This window comes from Larkinella fluvii (assembly GCF_051857545.1).
Taxonomy (GTDB): domain Bacteria; phylum Bacteroidota; class Bacteroidia; order Cytophagales; family Spirosomataceae; genus Larkinella.
Window position 1 is genome coordinate 168,987 of record NZ_JBPZHB010000007.1, and the last position, 14,898, is coordinate 183,884.

General features: G+C 52.2%; 10 protein-coding genes. 6 read left to right on the plus strand and 4 right to left on the minus strand.

The window, feature by feature from the left end; all coding sequences use genetic code 11:
- Positions 1-136: 136 nt before the first annotated feature.
- From ACS5NO_RS19590 to ACS5NO_RS19600, 3 genes are all read left to right on the plus strand, one after another.
- Positions 137-1,459 (plus strand): cryptochrome/photolyase family protein, encoded by a 1,323-nt coding sequence (locus tag ACS5NO_RS19590; protein ID WP_439416712.1) that lies wholly within the window; start codon positions 137-139, stop codon positions 1,457-1,459.
- Positions 1,460-1,550: 91 nt separating this feature from the next.
- A complete protein-coding gene (locus ACS5NO_RS19595; RefSeq protein WP_439416713.1) occupies positions 1,551-3,908 on the plus strand; it encodes a TonB-dependent receptor in 2,358 nt (785 codons plus the stop codon).
- Positions 3,908-4,942: a DUF4249 domain-containing protein gene (locus tag ACS5NO_RS19600; protein WP_439416714.1), complete on the plus strand. Its 1,035-nt coding sequence runs from the start codon at positions 3,908-3,910 to the stop codon at positions 4,940-4,942. Before ACS5NO_RS19595 ends, ACS5NO_RS19600 begins: the two co-directional genes overlap by 1 nt.
- A 3-nt stretch (positions 4,943-4,945) precedes the next feature.
- Here the strand turns inward: ACS5NO_RS19600 and ACS5NO_RS19605 are convergent, their stop codons facing one another.
- Together ACS5NO_RS19605 and ACS5NO_RS19610 are read right to left on the minus strand one after the other, a co-directional pair.
- Positions 4,946-6,190, minus strand: a complete 1,245-nt coding sequence (locus tag ACS5NO_RS19605) for a lytic transglycosylase domain-containing protein (protein WP_439416715.1) — start codon at positions 6,188-6,190, stop codon at positions 4,946-4,948.
- Positions 6,191-6,364: 174 nt separating this feature from the next.
- On the minus strand, positions 6,365-6,574 hold the full coding sequence (locus ACS5NO_RS19610; protein WP_138992127.1) for an alkylphosphonate utilization protein: 210 nt from the start codon (positions 6,572-6,574) through the stop codon (positions 6,365-6,367).
- A 163-nt stretch (positions 6,575-6,737) separates the two neighbouring features.
- Here ACS5NO_RS19610 and ACS5NO_RS19615 point away from each other — a divergent pair, with 163 nt between their 5' ends.
- The 3 genes from ACS5NO_RS19615 (at position 6,738) to ACS5NO_RS19625 (ending at position 10,731) form a co-directional block, all read left to right on the plus strand.
- Positions 6,738-9,233, plus strand: coding sequence for a glutaminase family protein (locus ACS5NO_RS19615; RefSeq protein WP_439416716.1), 2,496 nt, complete (start codon positions 6,738-6,740; stop codon positions 9,231-9,233).
- 23 nt (positions 9,234-9,256) lie between these two features.
- Entirely contained in the window at positions 9,257-10,111 is an 855-nt protein-coding gene (locus ACS5NO_RS19620; RefSeq protein WP_439416717.1) for a sugar phosphate isomerase/epimerase family protein, read from the plus strand.
- 395 nt (positions 10,112-10,506) lie between these two features.
- Positions 10,507-10,731: a hypothetical protein gene (locus ACS5NO_RS19625; RefSeq protein WP_439416718.1), complete on the plus strand. Its 225-nt coding sequence runs from the start codon at positions 10,507-10,509 to the stop codon at positions 10,729-10,731.
- 48 nt (positions 10,732-10,779) lie between these two features.
- On the opposite strand, the gene ACS5NO_RS19630 is transcribed toward ACS5NO_RS19625, so the two are convergent.
- Entirely contained in the window at positions 10,780-12,762 is a 1,983-nt protein-coding gene (locus ACS5NO_RS19630; RefSeq protein WP_439416719.1) for an adenylate/guanylate cyclase domain-containing protein, read from the minus strand.
- An 18-nt stretch (positions 12,763-12,780) separates the two neighbouring features.
- Positions 12,781-14,757 (minus strand): DUF5995 family protein, encoded by a 1,977-nt coding sequence (locus tag ACS5NO_RS19635; RefSeq protein ID WP_439416720.1) that lies wholly within the window; start codon positions 14,755-14,757, stop codon positions 12,781-12,783.
- Positions 14,758-14,898 lie beyond the last annotated feature (141 nt).

Genomic DNA, 14,898 nt, shown 5'->3' on the forward strand with positions numbered 1-14,898 from the left:
AAGATTACTCCGTTTGAAGTCGGAAAACCGTATTAATTTTCAAATATAGGCATGACTGGGTTATTATTCCCGGCTAAATTCCGCGGCTCCGGTAAACATTTCCGTTCAACCGACCGTTGCCAAAAAAAACCATCGTATGTCAAAACCTTCTTCTGAACCCGTCGCCCTGTTCTGGTACCGCCGGGATTTGCGCCTGAACGACAATGCCGGCCTTTATCACGCCCTCCGCAGCGGTTTTCCGGTTTTGCCCGTTTTCATTTTCGACCAAACCATTCTGGACGCGCTCGACGACAAGCACGATCGCCGACTTGAATTCATTCACAATACTGTTCTGGAAATGCAGCAGGAGTTTCGCGAAATCGGGACGTCACTGCTGGTTCGGTACGGAAAACCGCTGGACATCTACCGCGATTTGCTGAAAGAATTTAACATTCAGGCGGTGTATACCAACTATGATTACGAAGTCTACGCGAAGGACCGCGACAAAGCCGTGACCGATCTGCTCTCTGAAAACGGGGCGGAGTTCCATGCCTATAAGGACCAGACCATCTTCGACCGCGACGAGATACTAACCGGCAGCGGGTCGCCCTACACGGTTTTTACGCCCTACAGCCGCAACTGGCACCACAAACTGACCGACTTTTACCTGAAGTCGTACCCCACTAAACAATACTACGCCAACTTCCTGAAAACCGCTACGCTGCCCATTCCGACACTGGAAGAACTGGGTTTCAAACCGGTGAACGAACCGTTTCCTGGAAAAAACGTCCGGTCATCATTACTGGACAATTACAAGGAAACCCGCGATTTTCCGGCCCTAAAGGGAACCAGCGAGTTGAGCATTCACCTCCGGTTTGGCACCATCAGCATCCGCGAACTGGCCCGGAAAGCGAAAGAACACAACTTCACGTTTTTGAACGAACTGGTCTGGCGGGATTTCTATTTTCAGGTGCTCGACCATTTTCCACACGTCGAAAAATACTCGTTTCGCCGGGAATATGACCGTATTCCGTGGCGTAATCATGAAGACGAATTTCAACGGTGGTGCGAGGGCCGAACGGGCTACCCGATTGTGGATGCCGGAATGCGGCAATTGAACGAAATTGGCTGGATGCACAACCGCGTCCGGATGATTACGGCCAGTTTTCTGTGTAAACACCTGCTAATCGACTGGCGGTGGGGCGAAGCGTATTTTGCCAAAAAACTGCGGGATTACGACCTGTCGGCCAACAACGGCGGCTGGCAATGGGCCGCCGGATCGGGAACGGATGCCGCGCCGTATTTCCGGGTTTTCAATCCCACACTCCAGGCCCAGAAGTTCGACCCGAAAGGCGAATATATCCGCCGGTGGGTGCCCGAATTCGATTCACTGGATTATGTCGAGCCGATGGTGGAGCACACGATGGCGCGAAACCGGGCCATTGAAAGCTATAAAAAGGGGTTGGCGGCTGCGAAATAGCGCAAAAATTGCATTCATAAAATTGTATCTTGGATGATTACAACCTAATACGTGGTTTTGGTGTCTATACGACTACAACTTTTTGCTGTGCATGCCGAACCGTTTTCTTTTCAGTTTCGCGTTCTTTCTACTTGTTTTTCAGGAACTTATTGCTCAGCGGGTGTTGCTCAATGCCACCGTCATGCGGGCCGATACGGCGCTGCCCATTGTGGGAGCCAGTGTGTTCGTGACCGAATCCGGTGCAGGTACGACCACGGATGAGCAAGGCCGTTTTTCGGTTTCGTTGCGACCCGGTTCCTACCACATCAGCCTTTCCGCCGTCGGTTTTAAATCGGATCGTCCGTTCATCGTCGTCAATGCGAACCGGACGGCGGTTTTCCGGCTGATTTCCCAAACGTTTGAACTCGATGAAGTGGAAGTTCGCGACCGGCGCGCCGATCAGAACGTAAAAGACGTCCGCATGAGCCAGATTCAACTGGATGTCCGGCAATTGAAGAAAATGCCGGTGGTGCTGGGCGAACCGGACATTCTGAAAGCCCTTACCCTGCAAGCCGGTGTTTCAACGGCGGGCGAAGGCGCGGGCGGTTTCAACGTTCGCGGGGGTCGAACCGATCAGAATCTGGTGCTGCTCGACGGTGCGCCGATGTACAACACTTCCCATTTGCTCGGTTTTTACGCCAACGTCAGTTCGGATGTAGTGCAGGACGTGAATCTCTACAAAGGCAGTTTTTCATCGCAGTACGGCGGACGGATTTCGTCCCTGCTCCTCGTCAACACCAGAGCCGGCAACAGCGAACGCTGGCGGCTTTCGGGCGGCATCAGTCCCATCAGCGGACGCGTGGTGATCGACGGGCCGATTGCCAAAGGACTGACGCTGATGGCCGCCGGGCGCGTGGCCTATCCCAACTGGATTCTGCAATCATTTCCGGAACGCAGTGCAGCCAAAGAAAGCCGGGCTTTTTTTTACGATGGCAACCTGAAACTCAACTACGCACCCAATGCCGCCAATACGGTTTCATTGTCGGCCTACCGCAGTGCGGATCGCTTCAAATTTCCGGGCGACACCACCTACGGCTGGCAGTCGAACGTGGTGTCGGGTCGCTGGAGTAGTTTGCTGCACCGAAATCTGCAACTGAACGTCAATGCCTTATACAGCGGTTACCAGTACCATGTTGACGGCGAAACCGAGGGCTACACCTTTCGGCTGACGTCCTACATCCAGCACCGTGAAGCCAAAGCCGATCTGTTTTACACCCTCTTCGATAAACACAAGTTGCAGGTAGGCGCGAACGGGATTCTGTACCGGATTCAAAAAGGCGACCTGGAGCCGACCGGCACTACTTCGAGCATTAACCCGAAAACGCTGGAACCCGAAAATGCCCGCGAACTGGGTGTCTATGCCAACACAGAATGGATTCTGACCCCGGCGATCACGCTCCAGGCCGGTTTACGATATTCATCGTTCAGCCAATTGGGTCCACAAACGGTGTATCGCTATGCCGAACAGGCTCCCCGAACGCCCGAAACCGTGGTCGATTCGACGGTTTTTGCCGATGGAAAGCCCATTCAGACCTACGGGGGTTTTGAACCCCGTCTGGGTTTGCGGGTGCAACTTTCGTCCAGCATGTCTCTGAAGCTTAACTACAGCCGAAACCGCCAGTACATCCACCTGATTTCGAATACCACCGCCATCACACCCTCGGATTTCTGGAAAGTCAGTGATTCATACGTACCCGCCCAGGTCGCCGACCAACTGGCCATTGGCTTATTTAAAAATCTGAATGACGACGCCATCGAACTCGCCCTGGAAGGCTATTACAAAACCATCGACAACCTAGTGGAATACCGCAACGGGGCTACCCTCCTGCTGAACGAACGGCTGGAAACCGATCTGCTGCAGGCCCGGGGTAAGGCGTATGGTGTAGAGGTAAGCATTGCCAAAAACAAGGGAAAACTGACGGGCCAGTTCAACTATTCCTACGCCCGGTCACTCGTAGCGGTTCAGACAGCGTTCAGCGAATTGCAGGTCAATGAGGGCAGCTACTATCCGTCGAATTTTGATAAACCGCACAACCTGAACGTACAAACCCGGCTGGCAATGCGTTACAACTGGACGTTTACGACCAATTTCGTTTACAGCACCGGCGTTCCGGCGACCTACCCCGACGGACAATACGTGTTTGCCAACCAGCCGACACTCAACTACTCCAAACGCAACGCCGACCGGATTCAGGATTACCACCGGCTGGATGTTGCCTTCTCGAAAGACACCCGGTTGAGCAATCGCCAAACCCGGTACAGCATCTGGACCATCGGGATTTACAACGTGTACGCCCGCAAAAATCCGTATTCGGTGTATTTCAACCGTTCCAATTCCCGGACGGACGCGTATCGGCTGGCCGTGTTTGGCACCCTGATTCCGTCGATTACCTATAATTTCAATTTCTGATGAAGCAGTTGGCCTTTGTGTTGGTGATTTTGAGCGGGTTGTGGTCCTGCATCGATCAGGTTTCGTTGCCCATCCGCAATGAAGCTCCGCAACTGGTGGTCGATGGGCTGATTACCAATGAAAAACCGCCTTACAGTGTCCGGCTTTCGTATTCAGGCAGCTTTACATTCGATCAGGAAAATCCGCAGGATCAAAAGGTAACGGATGCAGTCGTGACGCTGAACGATGACGCGGGGCATTCGACGTCAATGGCGCACGATGCATTGAATGCGGGTTTTTATCGGACGACTGACACTGCGTTTGTTGGACAACCGGGCCGCAGTTACACCCTGACGATTCGTTTGGCTAACGGAAAAACCTTCGTTTCGACACCCGAACAAATGCCCGCCGTTCCCGGTATCGACAGCGTTTACGCCCGGTTTACACCCACCGAAAGCATCACCTTACCCTACCAGTATTATTTTTACCTCGACGCGACGGACCCCTCCGCACAGCAAAATTTTTACCGCTGGACGGCATACGCCTACACCGCCCGGCGTTCAACCGGGGTGTCGTGTTGCCTGGGCTGTACGGCCATTTGTTTTGATCGCTGCTGGGTGCAGTATTTTAGTCAGGATGTCAACATTCTGTCGGACAACGGTATCAATGGAAACCAGCTTCGGCAGCAACTCATCATGCGCTCACCGATCTATACGCCCGGCCCCACGCTGGTCGAAGTGCAGCAATTCAGCCTGACGCCGGCGGCTTTTCAGTTCTGGAAACTCTTCAAGGAACAGCAATCCCGAACCGGAACCATTTTCGATCCGCTACCGGCTTCGGTGATCGGGAACATATCCAATGCCAGCCAATCTGACGAGAAGGCGCTGGGTTATTTTGGCGCTTCGGCGGTGGTTCGGAAGCGATTTCGGGAGCGCGGGGATGCAACCTACGGCACGGCGATTTACGGGTATATCAATTCTATACTGATTCCGCAGGGCGATTGCCGCCAGACCTACGGCTGGCTTACCCCTGTGACCGAGCCCAGCGGCTGGTAGAGATTACAGGACTTTCCAACCCACCGTCCAGGTACGGCCACCCGGTTTGAGCTGATCCGCTTTCGGCAACGGCACGCCAGCCAGCCCGGTTTGCGGATTAAGGCAGATTAGCGTGAGTTTGTACGCTTTTTTGTCGGCATCGGCCACCAGTTTGGTCGAGCGCAGGAAAATCTGGCCTGACTGGCGGTCCACATCATCCACCGTCGCATAGAGCACATCGTTCTTGCCCAGTTTCTGATCACCGATTACCACTTCCTTTGTCAGTTTGAATTCCCACGTTTGCCCGACAGCCACCTTACCGGGTTTGATCAGTTCGGCTTCAACTTCGCCCTTGAACAAAACCGCATTCGACGCTTTTAACTTCGACAAGGTTCCCAGCAGGCTATCGACCGAAGCGGTTTCAAACCGCAATTCCAGGCTTTCCTTTGGCTCGATGGCCAGCCCAATCGGTTCCGGTTCTTCGGCCGGAATCAACCCTTTTGCGATGGCTTCGGCTCGTTCCCGTTCATAGGAATTTCCCGCGGATGCCATCAGATTATTGGTCAGGTATTGACCCGGAAACTGAAAAAACTCCTTGACGGCCACGATTTTGTAGAGGTAATCACTCGTCTCGGCGTTCATCGACAGGAAGTAGTAATTGCTTTCCTGCTGTTTTTTCATGTGCGATTGCATCCGGCCAATTCCGCCGTTGTAGGCAGCCGCCACCATCGTCCACGAGCCCAGATTTCGGTACAGAATCCGCAAATAGCGACAAGCCGCGTCGGTCGATTTGAGCAGGTCTTTGCGTTCATCCACCTTGTCGTTCCGTTTCAAACCCAGTTCATCGGCGGTTTCGGGCATGAGTTGCCAGTAGCCCGTCGCGCCCTTGTGGGAAACCGCATCGGCTTTGAGGCCACTTTCCACCACGGCCAGGTATTTGAAATCGTCGGGAATGCGGTGTTTTTTCAGAATCGGCTCGATGATCGGGAAATACTGGGCAATGGCCCGACGGCGAAAATTGATCAGGTGGTTTTGCGACGCCACATTCCGCATCAGCGCCATCGACAGGTTGTGCGCTACGGCTCCGCTTTCCACCGGAACCGGCTCCCCGCAAAAGTTTACGCCCATCGGTTTGGGTACAGAAACCGACCGGGCGGGCAATTTACGAGCCATTTTGCGGGAAGACCGTTGGGCAAAAACCGTCGTTGCCACCGTGAGGCTGAAGAGACTAATCAGGGTAATTGAAAAAAAGAATCTTTGTTGATGCACGCTTATAACCTTGGTTGTCAATGAATAAAACGATCACTTACTATTTTGTGTTCATTTTAGACGTGGTTTTTAGGCAAAGGTTACGGACCGCTGGTCGAGATTTGCAATCTCGACCCACTCTGTTGCGGATTTGCGATCCGCAACGCAGGTAGAGAAAATGAAATTAACCTTTCCTCACACCTTCTGCAAAAACTGCGTTTTCAATACCATCACCGTCCGATCCACCTTCCCTTCGATTTCCTCCGCATCATCCGTAAGCCGGATATTTTTCACAACCGTTCCTCGTTTTAGCGTCGTTGAACTGCCCTTTACTTTGAGATCTTTGATCAACTTCACCGAATCGCCTTCGGCAAGCGTTGTTCCATTGCTGTCTTTTACGTCCATTTTGTTTCCGTTTGAATTATGGCCGCGAAGATAGGACTTCTCTTTTCAATCATTTCCCAACCAAGTAGAAAAAGACCATCCAATGATTTTTAATACATTCGTGCGTCCCCGCAGTTTTGAACGTTTTTACGCCGGAATAGCACTCAACCAACCATTCACTCTGATGAAGATTCGATTTACCGCTCTTTTTTTTCTCAGCCTGTTTCTTTTCATTGCCAAACATTCGGTGCTGGCTCAACGGCCTCCTGCCTACCCGCTGGTCACCATCGATCCATATACGAGTATCTGGGCGTTTACCGACAAACTCAACGAATCGCCGACCCGCCACTGGACGGGCAAAAACCAGCCGCTCGACGGCCTGGTTCGCGTCGATGGCCGGGCCTACCGGTTTATGGGTGCCGAAATGACTACGCTCAAACCGGTGATTCCAACAGCCCTCACCACGGGCTACGAATTGCAGTATACTTTTCAAAAACCGGGTGACGGCTGGGAAAAGCCGGGTTTCAAACCCTCCGGCGACTGGAAAACCGGTCAGGCACCCATCGGCGATGGAGCTTCTAGCAACCCCGTCAAACCCGCCACGCTCTGGAAAACCAAAGAAGTCTGGTACCGTCGCACCGTGACCATTTCGGATCTGAACTTCGAAAACCTGGTTCTGTATTTGAGTCATGACAACGATGTGGTCGTTTACATCAACGGCGTCAAAGCGTTTGAAAGTGGCCCCGGTTACATCGGTGATTACAAGACATTCGCCTTGTCTCCGGCGGCCAAAACAGCGTTGAAAAAAGGAACCAACTTGCTGGCGGTGAGTTGCATCAACCCCGTTGGCGGTGGGTATGTCGATGTGGGTTTGGTAGATCAGCGGAGAGTGAATCTGGGTGCGCCGGTGGTGCTCGCCCAGCAACAGAGTGTGAAGGTTCAGGCCACCCAAACGGAATACCGGTTTGCCGCCGGGCCCGTCAGCCTTACCGTCAATTTTACAACACCCTTGTTACTGGACGACCTGGATGTGGCCACCCGCCCGGCTTCGTACCTGACCTACACCGCCCAATCGACCGATGGAAAACCGCATACCGTCGAAGTCTATACAGCGGCTTCGGGTCTGTTGAGTGTGAACCAGCCCAATCAGGAAGTGGTTGGCAAACGTTCATCGGCCGAAGGGCTGACGGTTTTGTCGATCGGCACGACGGAGCAGAACATTCTGGGGCGGAAAGGCGACGATGTCCGGATCGACTGGGGCTATGCGCTCCTGGCGGCTCCAACGGCGTCGACCACGCAGACTGGCATCGGGCAACCGGCAGCTCTGTTTCGCAATTTTGTCAGTACCGGAAAAGTGGTCGATGAAGCCAACCAGCCGACCGCGGCCGACAACCGGTCGCTGGCGGTTTCGCAATCGCTGGGAACCGTGACGCAAACGCCAAAAACCGCTCACGTGATTCTGGGATACGATGACATTTACTCCGTTCAGTATTTTGGCAAAAACCTGCGGGCGTGGTGGCGACGTGACGAGTCGATGACGGCCGAAAAAATGTTGGCTGCGGTGGAAAAGAATTATGCCCAACTCACCGAAAAATGCCGCCAGTTTGACCAGAAACTACACGCCGAGGCCGAAAAATCGGGCGGAAAACCGTATGCCGATCTGTGCCAGTTGGCCTACCGTCAGGCGATTGCGGCCCATAAAACCGTGGCAGGTCCGAAAGGCGAAGTGCTGTTTTTGTCCAAAGAAAATTTCAGCAATGGCTCCATTGGAACGGTGGACGTAACGTATCCGTCGGCTCCGCTTTTCCTGATTTATAATCCAACCTTGCTGAAAGGCATGATGGAACCGATTTTTCAGTATTCGGAAAGCGGGAAATGGACCAAGCCCTTTGCAGCCCACGATGTAGGAACGTATCCGCTCGCCAACGGCCAAACCTACGGCGAAGACATGCCGGTGGAAGAAAGTGGCAACATGCTGATTCTGACGGCCGCCATTGCCGCAGCCGAAAAAAATGCCGACTATGCCAAGCAACACTGGCAAACGCTGACCACCTGGGTCGATTACCTGAAAAAAGACGGTTTCGATCCCGCCAACCAGCTTTGTACTGACGATTTTGCCGGACACCTCGCCCGCAACGCCAACCTGAGCATCAAAGCCATCATGGGCATTGCGTCCTACGGGCATCTGGCGAAGCAACTGGGACAGTCGGAAGTCGGCGAACAACACCTGAAGCTGGCCCGCGAGCTGGCGCAAAAATGGGTTCAAATGGCACAGGATGGCGATCATTACGCCCTGACATTCGATAAGCCGCAGGGAAGCTGGAGTCAGAAATACAACCTGGTATGGGATAAACTCCTGGATCTGAACATCTTCCCGAAGGACGTGGCCGAAAAAGAAATCCGGTATTACCTGACCAAACAGCAGCCTTTTGGTCTGCCGCTGGACAGCCGCAAAACCTACACCAAATCCGACTGGATCATCTGGACGGCCACCATCGCCGACAAACCGCAGGATTTCCAGCAACTGGTGCTGCCGGTTTTCAAGTATGCCGACCAGACCCCCAGCCGGGTGCCGCTGGGTGACTGGCACGAAACCACCAACGGCAAACAGGTCGGTTTTCAGGCCCGTTCCGTGGTGGGTGGTTATTTCATTAAACTGTTACACGATAAACTCCATTAATTCACTTTTTAACTGAACCCATGATGAAAAACCGATTATCCCTTGTCTTGCTTACCGCCCTTCTCCTGGATTTCAGCAGCGGTTTTGCCCAAAAGAAAATCTACACCTTTCCGATTGGTATTCAGTCGTATACCTATCGAAACAGCTTCCCGAAAGGTGTGGCCGCCACCCTGGACACGATTCAGTCGCTGGGCATTACGGAGATGGAAGGCGGAACTCCGAAAGGCGTGACCACCGAAGAATTCAAGAAAATGTTGAAGGAGCGAAACATTTCAATTCCGGGCACCGGCGCGGGCTATGAACAACTGGTGAAAGACCCGATGGCGGTGGTTAAAAACGCCAAAGAATTGGGTTCTCAGTTTGTGATGTGCGCCTGGATTCCGCATCAGAAAGGCAATTTTACGCTGGAGAATGCCAAGAAAGCCGTAGAAGATTTCAACCGGGTGGGCAAAGTGCTCAAAGAAAACGGCCTGACGTTCTGTTACCACAACCACGGTTTTGAATTTCAGCCGTATGAAGACGGAACGCTGTTCGATTACATGGTAAAAAACACCGATCCCCGGTATGTTTCGTTCGAGATGGACATTCTGTGGGCTACCCACGGCGGGGCTGATCCGGTCAAGTTGCTGAACAAATACGGCAACCGCTGGAAACTGATGCACCTGAAAGACCTCAAAAAAGGCGTCAAAGGCGATTTCACCGGCAATACGCCCCAGGAAAACGACGTGGTTCTGGGTACAGGGCAGATTGATATGCCCATGGTGCTGAAAACCGCCAAAAAAGTCGGCATCAAGCATTATTTTATCGAAGACGAAAGCAATATCTGGAGTGAGCAGGTTCCGAAAAGCATTGCGTATCTGAAGAACCTGACGGAGTAACGGTTTTGAAAGACCGAAATGTAAAGGACAGGGTGAAGTGGCGCAGGCGGCTTCATCCTGTCCTTTTTTTACGCCTGCTGCCTTTTCAAGAGACTCACCTATTTACTAACCGGTAACCGCTTGTTATTTATTGGTGACAATAACTTGAGAATTGCCTTTATTTTTGTTACAGGCATCAAAGCGCTGTTTTACCACATCGCTCCGTAGTTATTCCCTGAAAAATGTAATAATAACCGCTAAATAAGTACAAAAACGTCCTGCTTCACGTTTTTATCTACGAAATGAAGGTGACATATTGTTACTAAAATCACAAGGCCGGGAAACAAATGGCACAAAGTTTGAGATTAAATAGCTATCTGTCGCAGGACGGTATACGCTATACTTAGAACGATCTTATGATTACGAAAGCTGTTTTTAACGAAGCCTTTAATCAAATCGGGGTAAACCGAGTCGAAGCTATACCGGGTACTCATAAAATGGCAAAATACCGTAAAAAAACGCCTTACAAACTCAATATACGGAAAGCTGCCCTGTGGTTTGTAATTCTGTCTGTTGCTGCGGGGTTTGCGTTTTTGTGGTATAAATTGATTGCTAGGCTGATTATTTTGATTCTGGAATAAACAGACTTTTTTGGCCTGAATCTTGCTAGGTACTCCCACAGTGCTTTTTTAACCGGTTTGCTCTACCGCGCCTGGTATCCCTTGTTCTACCAGTTCTTCAGCGTAATACATATCAAGCGCTTCCTTATTCTTGACCGCAATTTTGCCGCGATAGCTGCACCGGATCTGCTCTTTCACCAGACGAAAGGTCGTTTCTGAAATGTTGACTTTCCCCGCTTCCCCGTATTGCTCCATTCGGGCCGCGGTATTGACGGTGTCTCCCCAGATGTCATAGGCAAACTTGCGATCGCCCACAATGCCGGCCACCACCGGCCCGGTATGAACCCCAATCCGAAACTCGAAATGCTGTAGCCCGCTGGCCTGCCGCTCGTGCTGGTTTCGAAGCAGGAACGCCCGCATCTCCAGGGCCGCCCGAACCACTTCGACCGGATTTTCGGGGTAGATAACCGGCAATCCCCCGGCGCATAAATAGGCATCCCCGATGGTCTTGATTTTTTCGATGCGGTAGCGGCTCAAAATCGCATCGAACGAGCGGTAGTAATAATCGATCTCGTTGACCAGTTCTTCCGGCGAAAGCCGCTCGCCCATGCTCGTAAAATTGACGATGTCGGTGAATAACACGGTTACCCGCTCAAACCGGCGCGGCTTCGAACGCCCGGTCTGTTTCAGTTCTTCGACTACCTCTGCGGGCAAAATATTGAGTAATAGTTCCTCCGACCGCTGTTTGGCTACCTGAAGTTCTTCGGTGCGCTGCTGCACTTTTTGTTCCAGCATGGCATTTTGCTCGCTCACCAGCCGCTTGTTTTCGACCAGCAACCGAATTTGCTCCTGCTCGGCTTCCTGGCGCCGTTTTTTCAGCAGATTCACCTTGTAGGTTAATGCCACGGCAAAGAACAGAATTTCGACCCCGACGCCAAGGTGAATGCTTTCGTAGGTCCAGAAACTGAACGATAGTTGACCATAGGTATACATCAGAAAAACGAAGATGCCGACGTAGAAAAACAGGTTACCGGCAATGTAAAACAAGGCCGGCCGAAAGCCCTTGCGCAGCGTAACAAGGCCGGCCATAATACTGAACGTTCCTTCCAGCAAAACCACCACCGGCACAATGTCGATCTGACGACCCAGTTGATAATTCAGACTGACATTCGCCACATTCAGGACGAAACTAATCAGGTAAAGAACGACGATGCCAATACCGATTTTATAAAACCGAGGAGCCTGCAAACGCAGCCGGAGAAACGTCAGCGTGAAAAGAATATGCAGAACGCCGGTAACGGAAGACAGGGCGGCTGAATACCGCTCGATGGATGGATTGGCGGGCCAGAAAAACTCGCTGGTATGTCCCCGGAACAGGGCCATCAGGAGTCCGATAAAGAACACCCAGATCGCATACCGAAGATTTCCCTGTTCGCGCAAACGAATGTAAAGAACGAGGCTGTAAACGATGATAATCAGAATGAATCCGTAATAAATTCCGTAAAATAAATCGGAATAGTGCTGGCTTTCGATCAGCCGGGTGGTCGATAGGGCATAAATCGGCAAAACGCCCGTATAAACCCCTTCCATGTAGACATAGAAGGTGTGGGTCTGGCCATTACGAGCCTGGATCGGGCAGAACTGAATGCTCTTGCGAAAGGGAGCAGCCGGTTCGGGCTGAAGCGATCCCAGCTTATGAAGGGTCAGAATCCGGTTATCCACCGTTTCATACACCCGGATGAATTCCGTTCCGGCGTAGATAAACTGCATAAACACCTCGCGATCCGTTTCATTCGTAATCTGAAACCGGAACCAGTAGCCAAACTGGTGGTCGTAGGGTTTGATCAGACGGTTTTCGGTGGGAACAAACCGGTATCGGCCCGGATTCCGGAGCAGGTCATCGATAGAAATACGACCCGCCCTGACCTCCAGCAGTTCACTGGCCTTATACAAATCGTAGGGCTGGGTCAGGTCGCTGATGCGTATGGGCCCGGCTCCCGCCCGACCGCCAACCAACAGACTTATCAGCAAAATCAGTACAAGTCGGTTCATAGAATGGGGGTTTACCGGTTATGAAATCGTCGGAAGCAGGGCCGTCCGCAACATCACGTCGACTTTGTGGGCCGTTGTGCCAAATTCTTTTCGGGCTACGTAGGCCAATGGCAGCCGCAAAAGCCAGGGAGGACGGGCCACCAGACTGCCCATTTTAGCCGAACTGGCTTCTAATAAAGCCAATCGCTCTTTCCATTCGGTTTCGGACTGAGACTGGTGAAATCCGACGGTGTTGGCCCAGGCCTGTTCGCGCCCCATCTTCATCACCGCCTTCTCAACGTTTTTAATTTTGTCCGAGAAATAGGTTACAAACGTTCCAAAGGGCCGAAAAATCCGGCCAATGTCGTCGTTCATCTGGTCGTACATATCTTCAAATAACCCATTCATTTTATCAAAGTCATTCTTAAATAACTCCAGGTCTTTTCCTTTATAAACTTCCGCCACCACAATCGGCAGATCGTAGGAAATGTGGGCGTTAGCCGCCGAAAAAATGTACTGGTTGGTGGTGATCACCGTTTTGGCAGCATCGAACGACAACTGCCAGGGAGCAGACGCCGGTTTGCCATCGAAATACTGATTGAGAGCCTCAAAATACCGGTTGCCAAAACCGACATCAACCTGCTCCATTTCCACCGGATTTTCGAATAGTCCCGCCTTCAATCCGTCCTGCACGCGCAGCGTTACCAGTTTATAAACGGCAGCAAACAACCCGATCGGATTGTTCTGTGACCGCAGGTGCCGGGCTACTTTATCCAGGTAAAAAATCACTTCTTCAATGGTCTGTGCGGGCGGAATCCGGAAGTCCGGAGCCTCCGACTGCCAGGTGTCGGTGAGGGCCGAGGGCAGGTAAAACTGCTCGCTTTTGGCCCCGTTGTGATACGACATCACCAGATCGATCATCTGGTTACTGAACGCCCGGCCCACCGCGCCCATCAGCAAATGACGGTCACCGACGGAACGAAACCCTTTGTCGAGCCACTGAATGGCGTTGATCACCGGCGAATCATCCTTGTCGTCGTCTTTGGGAACTTCGAGCAGATCAGCGTACTGATCGCCAATAAAAAACCGTACAAACAGGGGTGACAGGTTTTTAAGCGGCCCGAACGACAGCCGGGAATTCATGAGGTCAATACAGGCATCGGTTAGTTCGGCACCTTCCCGACCGCCATCGGGCGACCGGCCGGCCTGCTGCTCCAGAATGGCGTTCATCAGGTGCCGGCAGTCGTCTTCGTTTTCCGAATTCAGGTCATCGTCGACCCCGATCATGAAACCCACCACTTTCCAGAGGTGCAGATAGGCTTCACTTTCCTCGGGCGTTAGTTCGATGTCCATCTGCTTCAGCCCGTCGATGATCACGACGCCAAACGACAGCAGGGTGCCAACCAGATCCTGCTGATTGATCGGAATGCCAAAATTCTCAACGTCCCAGCGGTGTTGCTGGGCGTGATACCGGATCACGGCGTGAATCAGCCGAACTTTCTGGATGGAAACAACGGCCAGGCCATCGTGTTCAAAACTGTTCAGTGTCAGAATGTTGACCACAAACTGGGCGGTTTCCATCAACCGCCGGGTAAACGAGTCGAGCGATCCGTCGTGAACGCGCAGCCGACCGGTTCGGTACAAAACCTTGGCTCCCCGCCAGCAGGTGTAGCACAACGGCAGCGATTTACAAAGCAGCAGCAGCAGAATTTTGGGGCCATATTGCTTGAAAACATCGGCCGCCACCATGAGCTTAAACGGTTCGGCCCAGTCGGGAAGCTGGCGGGTTTTGACAAAATAATCTTCCACAATCTGCTTCAGCCGATCCGGCAACACGTCGAAAGCCGGATTGGGGAAGTTGCGGTTTTGCACCAGCATCTGGAAGATCTGATCGATCTCCCCTTTCTGATTGTCCAGCAAAATGGCGGCAATGGTTTCGTCGGCGAGCGGGTCGCCCATCCGTCGTTTGCTCCACAGAAATTCATCAGTCCAGGTAGCAGGGGAAGGAGTATTCATCGGGAGGAAGGACAAACGTTAACGTTACCACAAATAACTATATTAGTAACTCATTTGCAATTTCTCCGGCACATTCACGCTTTCTACCGCAATCATTTTCACCTGGTTACGGTGTGTTGTAGTTTAGGATGAAAATCAATT